At 58.7% G+C, this 21,529-nt stretch carries 19 protein-coding genes; 13 read left to right on the plus strand and 6 right to left on the minus strand.

Features of this window, described 5'->3' with window-relative positions; translation table 11 throughout:
• The first annotated feature begins 90 nt into the window (after positions 1 to 90).
• Positions 91 to 1,017, plus strand: coding sequence for a helix-turn-helix domain-containing protein (locus tag PMI21_RS14755; RefSeq protein ID WP_007938188.1), 927 nt, complete (start codon positions 91 to 93; stop codon positions 1,015 to 1,017).
• A complete protein-coding gene (locus PMI21_RS14750; RefSeq protein ID WP_007938190.1) occupies positions 1,014 to 1,466 on the plus strand; it encodes a YMGG-like glycine zipper-containing protein in 453 nt (150 codons plus the stop codon). The genes PMI21_RS14755 and PMI21_RS14750 overlap by 4 nt, the downstream gene beginning before the upstream one ends.
• On the opposite strand, the gene PMI21_RS14745 is transcribed toward PMI21_RS14750, so the two are convergent.
• From PMI21_RS14745 to PMI21_RS14735, 3 genes are read right to left on the minus strand one after another with little or no spacing between them, the layout of a single operon-like run.
• Positions 1,451 to 2,482, minus strand: a complete 1,032-nt coding sequence (locus PMI21_RS14745) for a DUF2955 domain-containing protein (protein WP_007938192.1) — start codon at positions 2,480 to 2,482, stop codon at positions 1,451 to 1,453. The genes PMI21_RS14750 and PMI21_RS14745 overlap by 16 nt on opposite strands.
• Positions 2,472 to 3,611, minus strand: coding sequence for an HlyD family secretion protein (locus PMI21_RS14740; RefSeq protein ID WP_007938193.1), 1,140 nt, complete (start codon positions 3,609 to 3,611; stop codon positions 2,472 to 2,474). The genes PMI21_RS14745 and PMI21_RS14740 overlap by 11 nt, the downstream gene beginning before the upstream one ends.
• Positions 3,604 to 5,142 (minus strand): efflux transporter outer membrane subunit, encoded by a 1,539-nt coding sequence (locus tag PMI21_RS14735; RefSeq protein WP_007938194.1) that lies wholly within the window; start codon positions 5,140 to 5,142, stop codon positions 3,604 to 3,606. The genes PMI21_RS14740 and PMI21_RS14735 overlap by 8 nt, the downstream gene beginning before the upstream one ends.
• 202 nt (positions 5,143 to 5,344) lie before the next feature.
• Here PMI21_RS14735 and PMI21_RS14730 point away from each other — a divergent pair, with 202 nt between their 5' ends.
• Positions 5,345 to 5,869, plus strand: coding sequence for a transporter suffix domain-containing protein (locus PMI21_RS14730; RefSeq protein WP_007938196.1), 525 nt, complete (start codon positions 5,345 to 5,347; stop codon positions 5,867 to 5,869).
• A 33-nt stretch (positions 5,870 to 5,902) separates the two neighbouring features.
• Positions 5,903 to 6,427 (plus strand): cupin domain-containing protein, encoded by a 525-nt coding sequence (locus PMI21_RS14725; protein WP_007938211.1) that lies wholly within the window; start codon positions 5,903 to 5,905, stop codon positions 6,425 to 6,427.
• Here PMI21_RS14725 and PMI21_RS14720 read toward each other — a convergent pair.
• The gene (locus PMI21_RS14720) at positions 6,424 to 7,056 is read right to left on the minus strand and encodes a response regulator (RefSeq protein ID WP_007938213.1); all 633 of its coding nucleotides are present in this window, start codon (positions 7,054 to 7,056) and stop codon (positions 6,424 to 6,426) included. The two genes, PMI21_RS14725 and PMI21_RS14720, sit on opposite strands and share 4 nt — an antisense overlap.
• A 33-nt stretch (positions 7,057 to 7,089) precedes the next feature.
• Positions 7,090 to 8,451 (minus strand): cache domain-containing protein, encoded by a 1,362-nt coding sequence (locus PMI21_RS14715; protein ID WP_007938215.1) that lies wholly within the window; start codon positions 8,449 to 8,451, stop codon positions 7,090 to 7,092.
• A gap of 242 nt (positions 8,452 to 8,693) precedes the next feature.
• On the opposite strand from PMI21_RS14715, the gene PMI21_RS14710 reads away from it, so the two are divergent.
• Together PMI21_RS14710 and PMI21_RS14705 are read left to right on the plus strand one after the other, a co-directional pair.
• Complete coding sequence (locus PMI21_RS14710; RefSeq protein WP_007938217.1) at positions 8,694 to 10,751, plus strand: carbon starvation CstA family protein; 2,058 nt, start codon at positions 8,694 to 8,696, stop codon at positions 10,749 to 10,751.
• 14 nt (positions 10,752 to 10,765) lie between these two features.
• Positions 10,766 to 10,963 carry a YbdD/YjiX family protein gene (locus PMI21_RS14705; RefSeq protein ID WP_007938220.1) on the plus strand — a complete coding sequence of 66 codons (198 nt, stop codon included), beginning with the start codon at positions 10,766 to 10,768 and terminating at the stop codon, positions 10,961 to 10,963.
• Positions 10,964 to 11,018: 55 nt separating this feature from the next.
• Here PMI21_RS14705 and PMI21_RS14700 read toward each other — a convergent pair whose 3' ends face one another.
• Positions 11,019 to 11,861 carry a type 1 glutamine amidotransferase domain-containing protein gene (locus PMI21_RS14700; RefSeq protein WP_007938221.1) on the minus strand — a complete coding sequence of 281 codons (843 nt, stop codon included), beginning with the start codon at positions 11,859 to 11,861 and terminating at the stop codon, positions 11,019 to 11,021.
• Positions 11,862 to 11,977: 116 nt separating this feature from the next.
• Between PMI21_RS14700 and PMI21_RS14695 the strand changes: the two genes are divergently transcribed.
• The 7 genes from PMI21_RS14695 (at position 11,978) to PMI21_RS14665 (ending at position 21,221) form a co-directional block, all read left to right on the plus strand.
• Complete coding sequence (locus PMI21_RS14695) at positions 11,978 to 12,883, plus strand: LysR family transcriptional regulator (RefSeq protein ID WP_007938222.1); 906 nt, start codon at positions 11,978 to 11,980, stop codon at positions 12,881 to 12,883.
• Between the two features lie 823 nt (positions 12,884 to 13,706).
• Positions 13,707 to 15,026 carry a C4-dicarboxylate transporter DctA gene (gene dctA / locus PMI21_RS14690; protein ID WP_007938224.1) on the plus strand — a complete coding sequence of 440 codons (1,320 nt, stop codon included), beginning with the start codon at positions 13,707 to 13,709 and terminating at the stop codon, positions 15,024 to 15,026.
• Between the two features lie 733 nt (positions 15,027 to 15,759).
• On the plus strand, positions 15,760 to 17,169 hold the full coding sequence (locus PMI21_RS14685; RefSeq protein WP_007938225.1) for a circularly permuted type 2 ATP-grasp protein: 1,410 nt from the start codon (positions 15,760 to 15,762) through the stop codon (positions 17,167 to 17,169).
• 3 nt (positions 17,170 to 17,172) lie between these two features.
• Positions 17,173 to 18,123: an alpha-E domain-containing protein gene (locus PMI21_RS14680; protein ID WP_007938226.1), complete on the plus strand. Its 951-nt coding sequence runs from the start codon at positions 17,173 to 17,175 to the stop codon at positions 18,121 to 18,123.
• Complete coding sequence (locus PMI21_RS14675; protein WP_007938228.1) at positions 18,120 to 18,917, plus strand: transglutaminase family protein; 798 nt, start codon at positions 18,120 to 18,122, stop codon at positions 18,915 to 18,917. The genes PMI21_RS14680 and PMI21_RS14675 overlap by 4 nt, the downstream gene beginning before the upstream one ends.
• A gap of 81 nt (positions 18,918 to 18,998) precedes the next feature.
• Positions 18,999 to 19,748, plus strand: coding sequence for a proteasome-type protease (locus PMI21_RS14670; RefSeq protein ID WP_007938243.1), 750 nt, complete (start codon positions 18,999 to 19,001; stop codon positions 19,746 to 19,748).
• 165 nt (positions 19,749 to 19,913) lie between these two features.
• Entirely contained in the window at positions 19,914 to 21,221 is a 1,308-nt protein-coding gene (locus PMI21_RS14665; RefSeq protein WP_007938245.1) for a dicarboxylate/amino acid:cation symporter, read from the plus strand.
• The last annotated feature ends 308 nt before the right edge of the window (positions 21,222 to 21,529 follow it).

Below are 21,529 nucleotides of genomic sequence, written 5' to 3' on the forward strand. Positions count from 1 at the left end.
GTTGACGACTATCTTGGGTGAGCCGTGGCGTTCCATCTATCCACTTTAAGCAGCACCAAAACGCACCAAACGAGTGCGTAAGGTCACCCCATGACAGCGTGCAATCCGTTACAGGTTCAAGCCTTCAACACCGCCGACGTGGCCGAGCAAATCCGCGCCACACCGGGTTGGGTGCAGCACTATCAGCAGATGTCGCCGGGGCATTTCGCCGGACGGGTGCGCTATCTGGACTTGCAAGGCGTGGAGATTTACGAAGAACAGATGAACACCCGGGTCGAGCAGAATTTCAGCGCTCCCGAAGGTTCACTGGCTTTCTGTTTCGATCGCAACGACAACTCGCTGTACGTGTTGAACGGCGAGAGCCGCAACATCTGGATCACCCCCGAGAACTATCAGGAAATCGCCGTGGTGTTCGGGCCGCAATTCGTTCAACGGCATGGCCTGGACGTGGCGCGACTCGAAGGTTTGTTCATGTCACCGCTCAATTCCGGGCAGAACGCGCTGTTCAGCCGCTGGTTGAGCAGCACCTTGACGCGACTGGCGCAGACGCTGGATCCGCCGAGCAAAGAGGCATTGACCCAGCAGTTGCTGGAGGACTGTTTGTTCATCCTCGATAACGCCTGTGTGTGCCTGGATCGAGCAGGCTTGCAGCGCCGCGCCGAGGAGCGAACGATCATGAAGCGCGTCGCCGAATGGGCCGCCGATACCCCGGAAGAAACCCTCAATTTGCTGGAACTGTCCCAGGTGGCCGGGGTTTCGTTGCGTCAGTTGCAGCACGCGTTCAAGGCGTACACCGGGATGACGCCCTCGCATTGGTTGCGTTTGCGCCGGCTCAACAGTGCGCGTCGTGAGTTGCTCAGCCGAACGGCCAGCGACACGACAGTCGCGCAAGTGGCGATGCACTGGTCGTTCTGGCATTTGGGGCGGTTTTCCAGCAGTTATCGAGCGTTGTTCCAGGAACTTCCCAGCCAGACGCTCGCCCGCCAACACAGTGGACCTTGTCGGAGGTCATCATGAGTCGGTTATCGTCTTTGAGTCTGTGTGTCGTAGTGTCGATGGCCTGTACGCAGGTTCAGGCCGAAACGGTCGTGCCGTTGAAAGGGCAGAGTTCGCAACAAATCCAGCTGGACATCAACGATTGCCGCAACGTCGCAGCGAGTCAGAGCGCCTCAACGCCGCCACCCTCGGGCGGGCGACTGCGCGGTGCTGCGGTGGGGGCCACTGCCGGCGCGGTGGGCGCTGAGGTGCGAGGGCGTCAGCATGACGAGTTTTACGATCGGGTCGACGACGATGTGAAACAGGAATATCGCCAGAACCGTGCCGGGCAAACCGCCGCGGCGGGCGCGGTGGTCGGTGGCGCGCGCCAGCGTCAGGAACGCCGGGCGCAGCAAAAAACCACCGCGGCGAGCAGTTCAACCGCCTATACCAGTTGCCTGCAAGGGCGCGGTTATCAGGTAACGCCCTGAGCCCCCGGTGTTCGCTGCCGCTGTTCGATCAGGTGAACCATCAGGTCGGCATAGAGCGTGAGGGCGATAAACAGCGCCATGCGCACGGCGAAAGCGGTATAGACGTCCTTGCCGGCAATACTGTCCTGCACTGACTGGCCCAGCAGGATGATCAGCGTGACCAGGCTGTTGAGCCAGAACCCCGGGGTTTGTCGAGTCGGACTCAGGGCATAGAGCTTGCGCGCCAACAGCAAGCCGAACAGCAGCATCCACAGAAAGAACATCCACAAGTGCACGAACAGGCTGAGCGCGCACCAAAACACTATGGCCAACATCCCGCCCATCAAGGTCGAGCCGAGCAGTTCACGACTGGCGTTGCGCGTCGTTACTGTCGAACTCTGCTGGCCAAGACTGACCGCTTTCAAAATGATCGGCAGATAACTGGCCGGGTCGATCAGCGCCAACAGGAACGCCGGCATCACGATCAGGGTGGCACGTAGCGCAATCCTGGGCACTTCCTTCGCCGGCATAGCGCTGGCGGCAGGTGGCGAGGGCGCATTGGCCGGGTCGGGAAACAGCCAGTGACTGATTGCCACGACGATGACGGCGAGGAGCAAGCCCTTGACCAGGGCACCGATGACCATCATCGCCAGATCGAACTCGGCAACGCCGGCCGAGGAAATCATCGTCAGGCCAATGATCAGAAAGGTCACGACCAAGGCGTTGCCGCCGCGCAGCCCGAAACCAAAGGCCAGGAACAGACTGACACCGATCAGCAGCACACCGCTGAGGGGGTAATAACGCAGGACCGGGATCAGTAACAGCCCGATGCCGGTGGTCAGCATGGCAACCACTGCCAGCATCACTCCGGCCTTGAATGGCAGAGGCTTGTTAAGCGTGGCCAACAGCAACACGGAAAGCACCGGCGCAATAAACGGAATCGGCAGCGCCAGGCCGAAGCTGATGGCCAGGCACAGCGCCGTGCCGACGGCGAGACGCGGCGCCCGTTGGAATCCGGGCGGGCGATCAGTAGGCATAAGACAGCCAGCTCATCAGCCAGAAAAACAGGCGTCCCAGGGGATTCAGCGGATTGTTCTGCCCAGGAAAGGCCATGACTTCGGCCTGGCCGCCGGCGCGAATGGCGCGACTGTCACGCAGCACCTGCATCGCCTCGTCAGAAAATTCGATGATCACCGGGAAGCGTTGGGCCGGACGCAACCAGTCGCGACTGTTTTGCACGCTGGGCAAGGTGCCCGGCGCCGGCGTCTGCCCCACGCTGACACCGTAGCCGACGCTGCGCACCCGTCCCTCGAAGACCTCGCCCGGCAGCGCGTCCAGCACGATCGCCACCGGAGTTCCGGGTTTGACCCGCCCCAGGTTGTTCTCGGTCATGTCTGCACTGATCCACACATCGTGGATGGCAATCAAGGTCATGACCGGCGTGCCGACCGCGGCGAATTGCCCGACGTCGGTGCGCAGGTCAGTAATCAAACCCGCCGAGCGCGCGCGGACTTGAGTGTTGGCCATGTCGAGTTCAGCTTTTGACAACGCCGTGGCAGCACTGCGTAACAGTGCGTTGTCTTCCTCGCTGCCGCCTTCCTGTTCGCGGGCGCGCTGGACTTCGGCACGGGCCGCGGCGACTTGGCTGACGGCCTGTTCACGGCTGGCCCGAGAAGCTTCCAGCAGGCGCACGGAAATGGTTCCGCGGTCTTGGCGGTACAAGCTTTCAAGGCGTTCGTTATCTTGCCGGGCCTTGAGTTCATTGGCCTGGGCCGCCCGCAACGAGGCTTGTGCGGAGGCAATGCCGGCGGTGCTGGCGCCGATCTGCCGGCGGGTAGACTCAAGATCAGCGCGTGCGCGGTCGGCGGCTATTTGATAGGGCTGCTGATCGACCTCGAACAGCACATCACCGGCCTTGACGTCCTGGTTGTTGCGCACATTCACGCGGATCACGCGGCCGGCCACTTCAGCCGCCACCGGAATCACGAAGGCACCGACCCGAGCCTGTTGCGTATACGGCGTGAAACGGTCAGCCAACAAGTACCAGGCCAGGCTCAGGACGATCAGCAGCATCACCCATTTGATGCCTTTTTTCGCCGGATCGGCAGCCGGTTCGGGCGCCTTGGAAGAGGGCGCTTGAGTGGCGGGCGGTGAGGGTTCACTCATCGGCTTTGACCTTGTCTGACGTGGAAGAGGGGGCTCGCGAAGGGGCCGGTTCATTCAGCAGGTTGCCCCAGTCGGTGCGGTGTTCCATTTGCTGGCGAGTGCCTGGGTCGACGGTCGGCTGGGCGCTGTACCAGCCACCGCCAAGGGCTTTGTACAGGGCGATCAGGTTGCTCACGGCATTGCTGCGGCTGATCAGGTAGTTGTCCTGTTGTTCGAGCAAGGCGCGCTGGGCATCCAACACGCGCTGGAAGTCCGAATAACCTTCGCGGTATTGGCTGTTGGCCAGGCTCAGCGAGCGCTTGGCGGCGACTTGCGCTTCACGCAGGATGCGCTCGCGTTCCAGTGATTTGCTCAGGCCGCTGGCGGCATCATCGGCCTCGCGCGCGGCCTGGCGGACTTTGTCGCGATAAACCTCGATCAATTGCTGCAAGCGCGCATCCTGTACTCGCACGTTGTTGCTGATCTGGCCGTGGTCAAACAGGTTCCAGCGCAAACTGGGGCCGCCGATCAGGTCCAGGCTGTTGGAGGTGCCCTTCAGCGTGTCGGTCGACCAGACGATGCTGCCGAGCAAGGTCAGCGACGGATAGAAATCGGTTTCTGCCACGCCGATCAGTGCCGATTGGGCGGCGACGTTGAGTTCGGCGGCGCGTACGTCCGGTCGACGCAATAGCAGGCTGGCGGGCACGTTTTGCAGCACGGCCCGGTCGACCAGCGGAATCAGCCCCTGGTTTTCCAGCAATTGGGGCAGGGTATTGGGCGGTTGTCCGATCAGTACGGCCAACGCGTTGCGGGTGCGCAGCACTTGCCCTTCAAGCTCCGGAATGCTGCTCAAGGTGCCGAGGTACTGGGTCTTGGCTTGTTGCAAATCGAGCTCGGCGGTTTGGCCGCTGTTGAACAGTTTCTCGGTGATCTCGAAATTGCGTTTTTGCTGTTCGGCGTTTTCTCGGGCGACGCGTAAACGCGCTTCGGTGGTACGCAACGAGAAGTAAGTGTCGGCCACCTGGGCGCGCAGCAGTACCAGTACGTCTTCATAGTTGGCTTGAGCCGCAAAGTAACTGGCGTCGGACGACTCGATGGCTCGACTGAAGCGCCCCCAGAAGTCCAGCTCCCAACCGACATCAAAGCCCACGCTGTGTTGCCAGAAATGGCTGTCTTGCGGGTTGCTGCCGCCGGATTGCCGGCGGTTGAAGTACAGACTCTCGGCACTGGCCTGTTGCAGTTGCGGATAGCGTCCGCTTTGCGCCATGCCCAGCCGGGCACGGGCTTCCATGACGCGAAGGCCGGCAATCTTCAGGTTGGAATTATGCGCATCCGCTTCGGCAATCAATCCGTCGAGGACTGGGTCGGCGAACACTTGCCACCACTGGCGCACATCGGGATTGAGGCGTCTTTGGCTGGCCTGTTCAAGCGCAGGGCTGCTCCAGAGATTTGTCCAGGCCTCGCCCGGGGCCTGAAAATCCGGTCCCAGACGCACGCAACCGCCAAGGCCGAGGGCGCCCAGCAGAAGTAGCCGACCCGAACGCGTCAGCATCGCTGCACTACAAGCAGGTCACGGGAAAACCTCATCCTGGAGTCCCCAAGTATTGAATGCCCTGGCTATTGGGCTTGGGCCGGTTTGCTTAGGTTAGTACAGCCCGGGCAAACACAAGGTCATGTTGGACGATCATGGGGCCGGGCAACTGCTACGCTTCTGAAAGTTATTCATTCGGGCCAAAACGAAGGGTACGAAGACCATGAGCAGCCCCCAGGACGAGATTGCCCCCAGTTCCACCGGTTGGCGCTTCAAAGCAGGCATTGCGATACTCAGTTTGACGGTGATCTCCTGGCTGGCGGTGCCACTCGCCGCCGCCGCGGATGTGCCCGGCCCAAAGATCGCGGCACTGACAGGCATCCTGTTTATCAGCAACAAGATTCTGTTGATCCTCGCCATTGCGGTCATGGGCAAGTCCGGTTTTCAGCAACTCAAGAGTAACGTGTTTGGTTATGTCTCCACGCTTGCACCGGCCGCCGACCTGGAAGTAGGCCCGGCTCGTCATAGAATTGGCATGGTGATGTTTTGCCTGCCACTGATTTCATCGTTTCTCGAACCTTACGTGGATACGCTTTGGCCGGGGCTGAGACCGAACCTCTGGCAGGTCCAGGTGTTGGGCGATGCGCTGTTGGTTGGCAGCTTTTTCGTATTGGGCGGGAATTTTTGGGACAAGGTCCGTGCCTTGTTTATCCGCACGGCGCGTGTCGTGAATACCAGTACAGTGTGAATCGTCGTTTACGCGACCAGGAGCGTCTGCAGGATGAAGAAAGAGGGACTCGATACAAACAAACCTGATGCTCAAGCCATCGTCGCCGCACTCAATCTCGAACCGCACATGGAAGGTGGTTTCTACCGCAGAACCTTTCAGGCGGATCACCGCGCCATGGTTGAGACCGAAGGGGGGCGGCGTTATTTGCTGACCTCCATCTATTACCTGTTGACCGAGGATTCGCCGATTGGCCATTTCCATCTGAATCAGTCCGATATCGTGCATTACTACCATCTGGGCGACCCGATTCAGTACAGCCTGATTTTCCCGGACGGTTCATTGAAAACCGTGGTGATGGGCAGCGACGTAATTGCGGGTCAGTGCTTGCAGCTGCATGTGCCGGGCGGCGTCTGGAAGGCTTCGCAACTTATGGATGGCGCGGCGGGTTACGGCCTGATCAGTGAAGCCGTTGCGCCGGGGTTTGATTACGCGGACATGGAACTGGGGGCCCGGCGCAAGCTCGGCGAGATGTTTCCCGAGCATTCGGAGTTATTTGAAAAGCTGACAGCGGATTAACCAGAAATGATTCCGTGATCGATCGCGTATTTTACGAGGGCAGCGGGTTTGTCGATGTTGAGCTTGCGGCGAATACTCAGGCGATGGGTCTCCACCGTGCGGACGCTGATGTCCAGCTCGCGAGCCATTTCCTTGTTGTTCAGCCCCTGAGCCATCTTGTACAGCACCTGGCTCTCGCGGGGTGTCAGTTCATTGTCGGTATTTTTATCGGTGATGAGCCGCTGGGCGATTTCGGCACTGTAGAACGTCCCGCCACTGACAATGGCTTCGATCGCCGCAATGATTTCCCGTGAAGGGGCGTTCTTCAGCACATAGCCGCTGGCCCCCGAGCGAACCGATTCACTGACGTATTCGTAGTTGTCGTACATGCTCAGCACCAGCACCTTGAGCGACGGGTACTGGCTGCGTAACAGCCGGGTCAGCTCGAGCCCGTTGATGTCCTTCAGGCTGATGTCGACCAGCAGCAGATCCGGCTGGCAGCGCCCGACCATCTCAATGGCATCGGCGCCATTCTCGGCTTCGCCCACCACTTCCAGCGGCGCCATGACCGCCAGCAGCGATTTGATTCCATCGCGGACCAGGGAGTGATCGTCGACCAGGGCGACGCGGATCGGGTAGGGCAGGTTCATTGCAGGCATTCACTCTAATTGTTATGGGTGGAGTCAGCGTTCTATACCGGGTGGCTTCATCGGCAGCAGCACGTCCAGCTCACTTTTTCCCGGCATCGAGGTCAGTTCGAATCGACCGCCGAAATGCTCGACTCGCTCACGGATATTGCGCAGGCCAATGCCGGCCTGGCGACGCTCGACCTGGGCGACGTTGAAACCTATGCCGTCGTCGATCACCGTCAACCGTACGGACTTTTCGCAGCCGTGCAGGGTAATGATGACGTGTTTTGCCTGGGCGTGGCGTTCGATGTTGGTCAGGCCTTCCTGCACAATGCGAAACAGCGAGGCGGCGGCGCCATCTGCCAGGTGACAGTCGAATTCGTTATCGTTGAAGGTTACAACAAGACCGCTGCGTTGCTCGAACTCGGCGGCGAGTTGACCGATTGCCGCCGGCAGGCCGAGGGTGTCGAGCAACGATGAGCGCAGGTCGTGGGAGAGGCTGCGAACCTCGCCGATCGCTTCCCCCAGGCGCTCGGTGGCGTCTCTTAAAATGCTCAAGCCCTTGTCTTGGCCGTTCTCCAGCACATGGCTGGCCAGTTCGAACTGAAACTTGATAGAGACCAGTAGTTGGCTGATGCCGTCGTGCAGCTCTCGGGAAACCCGTGAACGCTCTTCCTCTTGCAAGCTGACGATGCGTTGGGTCAGGCGCTGCAGTTTTTTGTCGGCCAGGCGATGCTCGCTGACATTCAGCGTCATGCCGCTGGCGAACACAAACAGCACCGCCACAAGCGCCACCGCGGCAATCGCCAGCATGGTTGTGCGGATACCCTGAGCCACTTCGGCACGCGCTTGCTGGGTGGCGCGTTCAACGTCTTCAAGATAGATACCGGTGCCGAGCATCCAGCCCCAACGATCGAGCATCACTACGTAGGCGAGCTTGTCGGTCACTTGGCCGGAAGAGGGTTTGTTCCAGGCGTAACGTTGAAAGCCTTCGCCGGATGCTGCGCTTTTGAGCAACGCCTGGATTACCGGCAGACCGTGAGGGTCTTTCATGTCCCACAGGTATTGGCCCACCAGCTCCGACTGGCGTGCGTGCATCAGGCTGCGGCCCTCGCGGTCGTAGACGAAGAAGTAGCCGTTGATGCCAAAGCTGAGCTTGCGCAGTTCCTCCAGCACTTGTTGCTGGGCGCGCTCGTCACCCCGTCCGTCGTCGTACAGCGGCGCGATCAGGCTTTGCGCCATTTCGACGTAGTTTTTCAGCTCTGCGCGCTTGCTGGCCAAAATACTGTCTTCAATCAGTTGCGCCTGTTGATCACCCAGTTGGCGGTTCAGGGAAATCACCAGCGCGCAGATGACCGCGATCGCCAACACCAGCGGCAGAATCCCGAGCGCGACGATTTTGTGTTTGAGCTGCATCTCTACTCCTGGCCAGACCGAGGGAGGGCGAAGGCCCGGCATCATATGCCAAAGATACGCGCCTCCAGTAGCGGTGCAGGACAGAACGACAAACCGTCTACGTAGAACTACGTAGACGCCACGTACGTAGTAACGCGGATTTATTTGTCGACAGCATGGGTGGATATTGGGCCCGCTCCGCAAAGCGGACACAATTATAATAATTACCGCCGCAGTCACTGACTGTCGGCAGGAGACACGCTATGCCCCGTCTGGCTAAACACCTCGCCTGGTTTGCCGTGGCTGTCTTGGGAGCGTTTGCGCTAAGTGTCGTGGCCCTGCGCCGCGGCGAAGCGATCAACGCCCTCTGGATCGTAGTCGCAGCCGTCGCTATTTATCTCGTCGCATACCGCTATTACAGCCTGTTCATCGCCACCAAGGTGATGCAACTCGACCCCAATCGAGCCACTCCCGCCGTTCTCAACAACGATGGTCTGGACTATGTGCCGACCAATAAACACGTGCTCTTCGGTCACCACTTCGCGGCCATCGCCGGCGCAGGGCCACTGGTCGGTCCGGTGTTAGCGGCGCAGATGGGCTATTTGCCCGGTACGCTGTGGCTGATTGCCGGGGTGGTGCTGGCCGGTGCGGTTCAGGACTTCATGGTCCTGTTCATGTCCACCCGCCGCAACGGCCGTTCCCTGGGCGACATGGTCCGTGAAGAAATGGGCCGCATCCCCGGGACCATCGCGCTGTTTGGCTGCTTCCTGATCATGATCATCATCCTCGCGGTGCTGGCGCTGATTGTGGTCAAGGCCCTGGCCGAAAGCCCTTGGGGTATTTTCACGGTGATGGCTACCATCCCGATCGCGATGTTCATGGGCGTCTACATGCGCTACATCCGCCCGGGCCGCATTGGTGAAATCTCGGTGATCGGCGTGGCGTTGCTGCTGGGTTCGATCTGGCTGGGCGGGCAGATTGCCGCTGATCCGGTCTGGGCCAAAGCCTTTACCTTCACCGGACTGCAGATTACCTGGATGCTGATCGGCTACGGCTTCGTGGCCGCCGTGTTGCCGGTATGGCTGATTCTCGCGCCGCGTGATTACCTGTCCACGTTCCTGAAGATCGGCACCATCGTTGCGCTGGCGATCGGCATTCTGGTCACCATGCCCGAGCTGAAAATGCCGGCATTGACCCAGTTCATCGACGGCACCGGGCCGGTGTGGAAGGGTGGGTTGTTCCCGTTCCTGTTCATCACCATCGCCTGTGGTGCGGTGTCCGGTTTCCACGCACTGATTGCTTCCGGCACCACGCCGAAGCTGCTCGCCAGTGAAGGCCATGCCCGTTACATCGGTTACGGCGGCATGCTGATGGAGTCCTTCGTGGCGATCATGGCCATGGTTGCCGCTTCGGTGATCGAGCCAGGCGTTTACTTCGCCATGAACAGCCCGGCAGCTCTGGTCGGCGCCGATGCTGTTTCGGTTGCGCAGACAGTCAGCAGCTGGGGCTTTGCCATTACCCCGGAAGCCTTGCAAGCGGTGGCCAAGGACATCGGTGAAACCACCGTCCTGGCCCGTGCCGGCGGTGCGCCGACCCTGGCGGTGGGTATCGCGCAGATCCTGCACCACGTTCTGCCGGGTGAAAACACCATGGCGTTCTGGTACCACTTCGCGATCTTGTTCGAAGCGCTGTTCATCCTCACCGCCGTCGACGCCGGTACCCGTGCCGGACGTTTCATGCTGCAGGACTTGCTCGGCTCCTTCGTGCCGGCACTGAAACGCACCGAATCCTGGACCGCCAACCTGATCGCCACGGCCGGTTGCGTGGCGATGTGGGGTTACCTGTTGTACCAAGGCGTGATCGACCCATTGGGCGGCATCAACACCTTGTGGCCGCTGTTCGGTATCTCCAACCAGATGCTGGCCGGTATCGCGTTGATGTTGGCAACCGTTGTGCTGATCAAAATGAAACGCCAACGCTATGTGTGGGTGACCATGCTGCCAGCCGTTTGGCTGCTGATCTGCACCACCACCGCCGGCTTCATCAAGCTGTTCGATGCCAACCCGGCGATCGGTTTCCTCGCGCTGGCGAAGAAATACAGCGATGCCTTGGCCAACGGTCAGGTGCTGGCTCCGGCCAAGAGCATCGAGCAGATGCAGCACGTGATCTACAACGCCTACACCAACGCAACGCTGACGGTGTTGTTCCTGCTCGTGGTGTTCAGCATCCTGTTCTTTGCGCTCAAGGTCGGCATCGCCGCCTGGGGCACCAAAGAACGCACGGATAAAGAAGCGCCATTCCAGGCTCTGCCGAACGCTTGATCGAGGAGGGCCACATGTTCAATGACCTGAGTCGCCTCGGTAAATACCTCGGTCAGGCCGCGCGCCTGATGGTCGGCATGCCCGACTACGACAACTACGTCGAGCATATGCAAACCGAACACCCGGACAAGCCGGTGATGAGCTACGAGATGTTCTTCCGCGAACGTCAGGAAGCTCGTTACGGCGGCAAGGCAGGGCCGAAGTGCTGCTGACCTGACAGCCAGGTTAATCCAAGCCCTGTGGGAGCGAGCTCCCACAGGGCTTGTGTTATTTCAGTCGAGCGAGCAATGCCTTGCCGACCTCGATGGCCGAGGCTGGGTTCTGGCCCGTGATCAACTCGCGATCGATGACCACATTAGGCGTCCAGTTCAAAGCATTGCTGCGGTACACCCCACCGGCTTTTTCCAGTGCGGTTTGCGGGTAGAACTTCATGGCGCCACCATTAAGCAGCCCTTTGGCTTCTTCCTCTTCCTTGTTGCTGATAACGGTCATCTTGTAGCCCGCATAGATCCAGTCGGCGCGACCCTTCACCGACTTCGCGGTCTGGAGTTGGCGGGTGAATTTTTCGGCGTCAGGCAAGGTCGACAGCAGGGCGATCGGGCCATGGCAGACGAGTGCGGTGATCTTGCCTTGTCCATGGAAATCCGCCAGCAAGCGACCCAGCGGACGGCTGTGAAGCAGATCCTGCATCGGTGCATGGCCACCGGGAATGTAGACCGCATCGAAGTGCGCATAACCCATCTGTTCTACCCGGGAAAGGCTGATGACCGGTGATTGTTCCGGCAGGGTCAGTTTCAGTTGATCGAGCAAGTCCTTGTAGGTCTGAAGCGCTGCCTCATCGTTGTTGAAGTACATTTTGTCGATGGACGTCTTGTCCACCGTTGGCGCATTGCCGTTCGGGGTCGCAAAGGTGACGTGATGGCCAGCGTCGAGCAGCATCTTCACCGGTTGCAAAAGCTCGTTCAGGTAGAAGCCGGTCGCAAAGACCTTGCCGTCCTTCAAATCAAGTTTCGCCGAATCGGAAAGCACCACCAGTACGTTGTCAGCGCTGGCCGCCAGGCTGGTGCTGGCGAGGGCTGTGGCCAATGCAATGCGGGTCAGTGTTTTCATGTCGCGTCCAGAAAAAATCGGGCGAGCGTTTGCCGCCCCTGCCTGGCTACTCTATTGATGTGTTATATGGCGATAAACTACCGTCAATGGAATTCATTTGGACCTGAGAGGCAATAATGCCCCGTAAATTCGACCATCTCGGCGATGTGGAAGCCTTTATTCGTGTGGTTGAGCAGGGCACTGTCAGTGCTGCTGCTGTTGCCCTCGCGACCACGCCTTCGGTGCTCAGCCGTGCGTTGACCAGGCTTGAGTCGCGTCTCGGCGTGCAATTGTTGCGACGCACCACCCGCAGGCTCAGCCTGACCGACGCCGGCAAGCTGTACCTGGAACAGACTCGTTTGGCGTTTGCCCAGATTGAAGAGGTGGAGCGCAATATTCGCGGTCAGGAAGGCGAGCTGAGCGGGCGCGTTCGGATGAGCGTGCCGACGACTTACGGGCATCATCGTTTGCCGCCGCTGCTCAGTGCGTTTGCCCGGCAATACCCGGCTGTGCGAGTGGAGTTGAGCATCACCAACCGCAATGTCGACCTGGTCGCTGAAGGTTACGATCTGGCGATTCGCCTGGGGCAGTTGCCGGACAGTGGTCTGGTGGGGCGCAAACTGGAAGATGCGCGGCTATGCCTGGTCGCGTCTCCCCAATACCTGGCTCGCGCCGGCATCCCTACGACGCTTGAGAGGTTAGGCGAGCACGTTTGCTTGCCATTCATCATGCCCAGCAGCGGCAAGATCGGGCCGTGGTTGTTCTGCCTTGACGGGAAAAATATCGAATGGCTACCGCAAGCCAATGTGCAGGTTCTGGATGATGTCCTCGGCATCGTTTCGCTGGCCGAAAGCGGCCTGGGCATCTGCCAGACCTATGACTTCATCGTCCGGGACAGAGTGCAGCGGGGGCAACTGGTGGAAATACTTCCGCAGTTGAGTGGCCGCAGTCGCCCCTTCTCGATTATTTACCCGCCTCACCGACAATTATCAGCGGCATCCCGAGCGTTGATTGAGTTCATTTTGGACAACACACAGGCCTGAACGTGTTGACACTCCCGCGCTTTGGGAGGCTCTGGCGTGCGTTTTGCTTTGCGCTTGAACGTCACCCCCCTCAGGAGTTCAACGGCATGGATTTGAAACGCTCTACGCAACAACCTTCGAATGTCGCCCACGGACCGTCGTCAGGCGCGCAGCCAACACCATCGTCACATTATCGCTCGCTGACAGAGGGCGAGGTGATTCAGCCAACGGATGTAGCCGGTGACGACCCTCAAGCCTGGACACTTGTGCCCAGCCATTGGGTCAGCCAGGTCCATTGTCTGGCTGTGTACGGTCAGGTACGTCGGCCGACGATCAGCAAGGGCTGTTGCTGACAGGCTGCCAGCAGCCGGGACACTCGGCTGCAAGTTTTATCCTGATTGAGTCTCGATGATGGATGGGGAGCTCCCCCATCTGCCATCTTTCTTTGCCAGAGCCCTGGCCACGATTTCCATTCTCCCTTTTCAGAGTGCTCGCGCACCTTCCCTCGGCGGCGAGACGAGATTGCGCTGTCTTGATGCGTGAGCATTCACCTGTGCACGATTGCGAGTCCGCATAAAACTGACGTTCCGAACAGCTTTTTTGCTGGTCTGACCTGTAAGACCTTGTTTTGCTATTGGTAAATAATAAATTCCTGATTTTTCAAGGGAAGTGGCATGGGGAGTGCTCTGTCCAGATGCATTCTTCAATGATTGCGCTGTGTTCGGCCAACCTGGCATTCGCTTGGGTAGCAGCCGATCGAAGTCATTGAAGAGAGGGGCAGTCCGCTGATCGACACTGCTGTCGAGCAGTCAGGGACTCGTTTGATTCTTGACGGAGAAGCATCATGAACCACGATTCAGTTACCGTGAGCGCAGCCAAACCAGCCAAGGCCTGGTACAAATCTCTCTTTGCACAGGTGCTGTGTACCTTGGTGCTGGGCATCGTGCTCGGTGTTCTGGTGCCGGATTTTGCAGTGAAGCTGAAGGTGCTCAGTGACGGCTTTCTCAAGCTGATTGCCATGATCGTTGGCCCCATCGTTTTCTGTGTCGTGGTGCATGGCATCGCCGGTACGGGGGACTTGAAAAGCGTAGGGCGGGTAGGGGGCGTGGCACTGATCTACTTCGAGATCATGACCACCATCGCCCTGGCGCTCGGACTTGTGCTGGCGTTCATCTTTGGGCCGGGGCACGGCATGAACATCGACACTACGACTCTGGATGCTGGTGCGATGAGCAGCTATTCAGAGAATGCCCACAAGCTTCAGGGCAGTGGTATCGGTTTGTTCATCCTGAACATCATTCCCACCACCTCAATTGATGCATTGGCTCGTAACGATGTGCTGCAGGTGCTGTTCTTTGCCTTGTTGTTCGGCGTCAGCCTGGCCTTGGTAGGCGGCAAAAGTGCCGAGCGAGTGACCTCGTTCATCGATGACATCTCCAAGGTGCTATTCAAGGCCATGGGCCTGATCGTGCGTCTGGCACCCTTGGGTGTGCTGGGGGCAGTGGCCTACACCGTTGGCAAGTACGGTGTTGGTTCGATGAAGCAACTGATCTCTTTGGTCGCACTGTTCTACGTATCGATCCTGATCTTTGTGTTCGTAATCCTTGGCGCTGTGTTGCGCTATGCCGGGATAAATGTGTTCAAGTTCATCGCCTACCTGCGCGAGGAGCTGACTATTGTGTTGGCTACGGCGTCCTCGGATTCGGTGCTGCCTCAGATCATGCGCAAGCTGGAAGTGCTGGGCGTGAAAAAGTCAGTGGTGGGGCTGGTGGTGCCGACCGGCTATTCGTTCAACCTCGATGCCTTCTCGATCTACCTGACCCTGGCGGTCGTGTTTATCGCACAAGCTACCAACACGCCGCTGTCGATCGGTGACTTGCTGCTGGTACTTGGGGTGTCGCTGGTAACTTCAAAGGGGGCTCACGGCGTACCGGGTTCGGCCATCGTGATTCTGGCTGCAACCCTGAGTGCAGTCCCAAGCATTCCGGTGATCGGCCTGGTGCTGGTGCTGTCCATCGACTGGTTCATTGGCATGGCACGCGCGGCGGGTAACCTGATTGGTAACTGTGTCGCAACTGTCGTGGTCGCGGCCAAGGTCGGTGATCTGGATCACGAACAGGCTCAGCGCGTGCTGAATAATCGGCAAGCATTCGAAGTGTCATAAGCGCCTGATGGAAGCGGCTGCGCGCGCGTAGCCGCTGTCGCGTACTACGGATGGTAAGGCTCGCTGTCAGGCCGTCCTCTCCAGCTTTAAATTTTTGCATCACTACTTGGCACTTTTGCTGCCAGTGTCATCTCTGGGTGCATTTTATTGAGCATTAACAGTGCATCGGTATTAATCGATGCGCCGCGCTGGACGCCTTGTATTACACGCAGAATAAAAACAGTGAGTAGGAATTTCCCGCTTGTAGGGCATAAAACTCAAATCAGTTGCCAAATGCACCATTTTCGTCCGATCCAGAGTTGTGCAAGTTACAAGTGGAAAAACCGTTTCAGTCGCTTTATCGATTTTCGTCTCAAAAATGAAATAATGTGTCGCAATGGCGTCTTGCTGGAAGGTTTTTTCGGTTTTTACAGGTCATGACAATACTTGGGCACAGCCCTTGCAAAAGTACTTTCAAACCACCGCTAGTGTGGTTTCAACGAAAAAAATAATGGGGGAACGTTATAAATGGGGCGCCAGAAATCAAACCGCAAAGGCCAAGTCTCTGGCGTCGGAACGCGTCAAGAGATTGCCGAAATCACGCGGAATTTGTTTCCAAATGAGACAGGAAGTTAACGACGCACACTGAGGTGCTCAACAGAAACAGTACTCACTAAAACAACGTAAGGCCTGATTTTATTGAAATAGCGAAGTTATAAGAAAATGCCGTCTGTATCGCGGCAAGGAGTAGGGTATGTCCCGAGCTTTTTTTAACGAAATGTATGATGCGAGTGGTGGCTGCCGCCCACATTACCAGGAGTTCGCGCGTTGGTTGGCGGACACACCTCTGGAGTTGCTGGATCAACGTCGTCGCGAAGCCGACCTGTTGTTCCACAGAGCCGGCATCACCTTCACTTTATACGGGGACGAGCAGGGCACCGAGCGGTTGATTCCGTTCGACATCATTCCGCGCAGCATCAAGGCCAGCGAATGGCAAATGGTCGAGCGTGGCTGCATTCAGCGGGTCCAGGCATTGAACATGTTCCTGGACGACATCTATCACGGGCAACGTATTCTCAAGGAGGGCATCATCCCGGCCGAACAGGTGTTGGCCAACGAGGGTTATCAGGTCGCCATGCAGGGCCTGAATCTGCACCGGGGCATCTACGCCCATATCGCCGGGGTCGATCTGGTCCGCGACGGCGATGGCAGCTACTACGTACTGGAAGACAATCTGCGCACCCCCAGCGGCGTCAGCTACATGCTTGAAGACCGCAAGATGATGATGCGTTTGTTCCCCGAACTCTTCGCCGCCCAGCGTGTGGCGCCCATCGATCACTACCCGAACCTGCTGCTGGACACTCTCAGGAGCTCCAGCCCGCTGGACAATCCCACAACCGTGGTGCTGACCCCGGGCCGCTTCAACAGCGCTTACTTCGAGCATGCGTTCCTGGCCCGTGAAATGGGCGTGGAACTGGTTGAGGGCGCCGATCTGTTTGTCCGCGACGATCACGTCTATATGCGCACCACCGCAGGCCCCAGACAGGTGGACGTCATTTATCGCCGCCTCGACGATGCGTATCTCGATCCTCTGTCGTTCAACCCGGACTCCATGCTCGGCGTGCCCGGCCTGATTGCCGCTTACCGCTCAGGCAATGTGGTGCTGGCGAACGCCGTCGGCACCGGCGTGGCCGATGACAAGTCGATCTATCCCTATGTCGGCGACATGATCCGCTTCTACCTCGCCGAGGAACCGATCCTCAAAAACGTGCCTACCTGGCAATGCCGCAAGCCGGAAGAACTGTCCCATGTGCTGGCGAATCTGCCTGAGCTGGTGGTCAAGGAAACCCAGGGTTCCGGCGGTTACGGCATGCTGGTCGGTCCGGCGGCCACGGCGGCGGAAATCGAAGACTTCCGCGCGCGCCTCAAGGCACGCCCTGAAGCTTATATCGCCCAACCAACCCTGTGCCTGTCGACGTGCCCGACCTTTGTCGAAAACGGCATCGCTCCACGCCACATTGACCTGCGCCCGTTTGTGTTGTCGGGCAGAGAAACCCGTCTGGTGCCCGGTGGCCTGACCCGCGTGGCATTGCGCGAAGGCTCGCTGGTGGTGAACTCGTCTCAGGGCGGCGGCACCAAAGACACTTGGGTAGTGGAGGACTAAGACATGCTTTCAAGAACCGCTTCGGACCTCTACTGGATGTCCCGTTACCTGGAGCGCGCCGAAAACCTGGCGCGCATGCTCGAAGTCAGTTACTCGTTGTCGTTGATGCCTCAGGCGGGGCGCACCGATGGCCGCGCCGAACTGGCAATGTCGCTGCTGGCCGCCGGTACGCTGGATGATTACAACGAGCGTTATGGTGAGCTCAACACCGAGCGCATGTTGCACTTCTTCGCGCTGGATGAAACCAACCCCGGGAGTATCTATTGCTGTTTGCAAGCCGCGCGGACCAATGCTCATGCCGTGCGCGGACGCATCACCGCCGACATGTGGGAGAACATCAACGCCACTTGGCTGGAGATGCGTAACATCGCCAGCAATGGTCTGGCGCGTTATGGCATCAGCCATTTCTGCGAGTGGGTCAAGGAGCGCTCGCACCTGTTCCGCGGTGCGACCTCGGGCACCATCATGCGCAACGATGCCTACTGTTTCATTCGCCTGGGGACTTTCCTTGAGCGGGCGGACAACACGCTGCGCCTGCTGGATGCACGCTACGAAATGTTCGGCGAGGAGTCGGAGGAGGTGAGTGACAACTCCGCGCGCGGCTACTACCAGTGGAGTGCCTTGCTGCGGGCCTTGTCGTCCTTCGAGGCGTTCAACGAGATCTACCGCAATGCGCCGGGTGCCGAGCAGGTCTCCGAGATGCTGTTGTTGCGCGGTGACGTCCCGCGTTCGCTGCACGCCTGCATCGAGGAACTGGACCAGATCCTCGCCAGCCTGCCAGGCAACAATGGCCGCCCGGCCCAGCGCCTGGCCGCCGAATTGAATGCGCGGCTGCGCTACACCGGTATCGACGAGATTCTCGGTTTCGGTCTGCACCTCTGGCTGACTGACTTCATCTCCCAGGTTCGCCATCTCGGCCAGACCGTTCACGAGTCCTATCTGGAGGCCGTATGAAACTGTCCATACGTCACGACACCACCTACAGCTACGCCGATGAAGTCTGCACCAGCATTCAGTTCCTGCGTCTGACGCCGCAGAACAGTGAACGCCAGCGCATCCTGGAATGGCACCTGGAACTGCCGCGCCTGGTACGCAGCCAGTTCGATCCGTACGGCAACATCCTGCATGTGTTGACGATGGACGAACCCCATGGGGCCTTGGTACTGACAGCTTATGGTCAGGTGGATATCGACTCGGATCGTGAACTGGAGCGCGACAGCCAATCGCCTTTGCCGTTTTTGCGCACCAGTAAGCTGACGATAGCGGACGATGCCCTGAATGCCTTCGCCGTGCAGCACTGCGGTGTACGGCGTGATCGAACGGCGCTGACCGACCTGATGCACGGCCTGGCCGACCATATGGTCTACAACCCGGGCGCAACCACCGTGGACACCACGGCTGCCGAGGCGTTTGCGGGCGGAGGCGGGGTCTGTCAGGACCACACTCACGCCTTCCTGGCCTGCGCCCGTAGCCTGGGGATTCCTGCGCGTTATGTCTCCGGTTACTTGTGCACCGAAGATGAAAACCACTTGGCCAGTCATGCCTGGGCTGAAGCCTGGCTCGACGATGGTTGGTACAGCTTCGATGTCACCAACCGGCTGGCCCGCCCCGAACGCCATCTGAAACTGGCGGTGGGCCTGGACTACCTCGACGCCTGCCCGGTACGCGGCATGCGTCGTGGTGGCGGGGCCGAGTCGATGCTGGCGCGGGTACAGGTAACGTCGCTGTTTCAGGTTCAGCACCAATAAACCTGAAACGCTCACCGTAATTGGCCATACCGTCAGGGATGACGGTATGGCCTTTCATCCAGAATTCACGAGTAAGCGCAAATGACTTATTGCGTCGCTATGCACCTGGCCGACGGGATGGTGTTCATCTCCGACTCACGGACCAATGCCGGTATCGACCAGATTTCAACGTTTCGTAAGTTGTTTATTTTCAGCACGCCGGGAGAGCGGCTGATTGTGTTGCAAACCGCGGGCAATCTGGCCACCTCGCAATCGGTGGTGAACCTGCTCAAGCAGCGTTGCAGTGGACCTGGCCCGCACCTGTTGAATGTCCACACACTCTATGACGCCACTGTGCTGGTGGCCGAAACCGTTCGCGAAGTCGTCGCCCGGGACCGTACCAAGTTGGCAGGCAAGACCGACTTGAGTTGCTCTTTTCTGGTGGGCGGGCAGATCTCGGAGGGGCCGATGGATGTGTACAGCATTTACCCGCAAGGTAACTTCATTCAGGCGACGGAGGACACGCCATTCCTGCAATTGGGTGAAAGCAAGTACGGCAGGCCGATACTTGATCGCAACCTCACGTACCGCACATCACTCGAAGAGGGCCTGCGCTGCGGGCTGATCTCGTTCGACTCGACCATGCGCAGCAACCTGTCGGTGGGTATGCCGCTGGACCTGCTGGTGTTCAGAAAAGACAGTTTTGGCGGTGCAAAAAGTTATCGCATCACGGCCGACGACCCGTACTTCATGCGTATCAGAATGCAGTGGGCCGCCGGACTGCAGGACATGCTTGCCGCACTGCCGGAGCCGCCTGACGCTTACATGTCGGGGACTGCCAATAAAAACTAGCTCTTCACCTCTTTTACAGGCGCCGTCCTGATTTCAGGACGGTTTGTCTGCTGCTGAGTCGGCCTTGAATGACCTTGGGTTGGTCAAGTCTGCACGGATGAAACGCATTGCGAATGAGCGACTGCCATTGAGGCAATCAGCACTGGATTGAACGAGAGGTGTTTTATGAAAAGCAAACTACCGGCAGCCGCATGGATTCTGATCGCCATGACGCTGGGAATCGTGATTGGCTACATGGTGTTCACCAATTTTCCGGACAAAGAATCGGCGACGAAAGTGGCGGGCTACATTTCCATTGTCTCGGATGTCTTTTTACGCTTGATCAAAATGTTGATCGGGCCGCTGGTGTTCTCGACCCTGGTGGTCGGCATTGCACATATGGGGGATGCCGCCTCGGTCGGACGCGTATTCGCCAAGTCCCTGGGCTGGTTCGTGACAGCTTCGCTGGTGTCGTTGGTGCTGGGACTGATCATGGCCAATCTGCTGCAGCCCGGCCACAATCTCGGCCTCCCGCTACCCGATATCGGTGCTCACACCAATCTGGCGACGTCCGCCTTCACCCTGAAGGATTTCGTCATCCACCTGGTCCCCAAGTCCTTCGCCGAGGCGATGGCCAACAACGAAATCCTGCAGATCGTGGTGTTCTCCATGTTCTTCGGCGTCGCGCTGGCAGCGCTGGGTAAAAAGGCCGAACGCCTGGTAGGCCTGATCGAAGAACTGTCCCACGCGATGCTGAAAATCACCGGTTATGTAATGAAACTGGCGCCTATAGCGGTGATGGCTGCCATGGCGGCGACCGTGTCGGTAAACGGGTTGGCAATCCTGTTGAAGTTCGCTGTGTTCATGGGCGACTTTTATCTGGGGCTGTTCTTGCTATGGGGGCTGTTGGTACTGGCTGGCCTGCTTTTTCTCGGGCCCCGGGTGTTCAAGCTCGTGGTGTTGATCAAGGAAGCTTTCCTGCTGTCTTTCGCCACGGCCAGTTCTGAGTCGGCCTATCCGAAAATTCTCGACGCCCTCGACCGCTTTGGCGTGAAGCGCAAAATCTCCAGTTTCGTCATGCCGATGGGTTACTCGTTCAACCTCGATGGTTCGATGATGTACTGCACGTTTGCGGTGCTGTTTATTGCCCAGGCCTACGGCATTGAGCTGCCCCTTGGCACCCAGATCACCATGTTGCTGATTCTGATGCTGACGTCCAAGGGCATGGCTGGTGTTCCGCGGGCATCATTGGTGGTGATTGCCGCCACCCTGAACCAGTTCAATATCCCCGAGGCCGGGCTGTTGCTGATTCTGGGCGTCGATACATTCCTCGACATGGGGCGCTCGGCAACCAACGCCGTCGGCAACTCCATTGCAACCGCTGTGGTGGCCAAGTGGGAGGGCGAGTTGATGAGTGAAGAGGAGGCTCAGGCACACACGCAAATGCTTGATCGCGAGAGTGCCGCGTCAATGGGCGCGCCAGTGGAAGCTTGAGAAACCAGAGTCAACGTTTCATACGTAGTTTTGACTGATTGGAGGAGGGTGAGGCGTAGTCGTAAATTATCAAAACCACTTTTGTACCGAGTCCGCTGACAGACACCTTGCCTGAGGCGGACTCTGTCTCCTCGTATTCATCATCGATTTCCAGTCTGTTGGCTGAGGCATCAAGCCCGCTCCAGCCCCTTCGTATAACGCCTGCTTCTACTTATTCATAACCCACGCTGTTTGCTCCCAAGCCCGGCCGCGCCTAGGTTAGCGCTTAGCCGAGCTTCAAGCTTTGCGTCAAAGAACAACAATAAGAG

Origin of the sequence: Pseudomonas sp. GM18 (genome assembly GCF_000282195.1) — a bacterium.
GTDB lineage: Bacteria > Pseudomonadota > Gammaproteobacteria > Pseudomonadales > Pseudomonadaceae > Aquipseudomonas.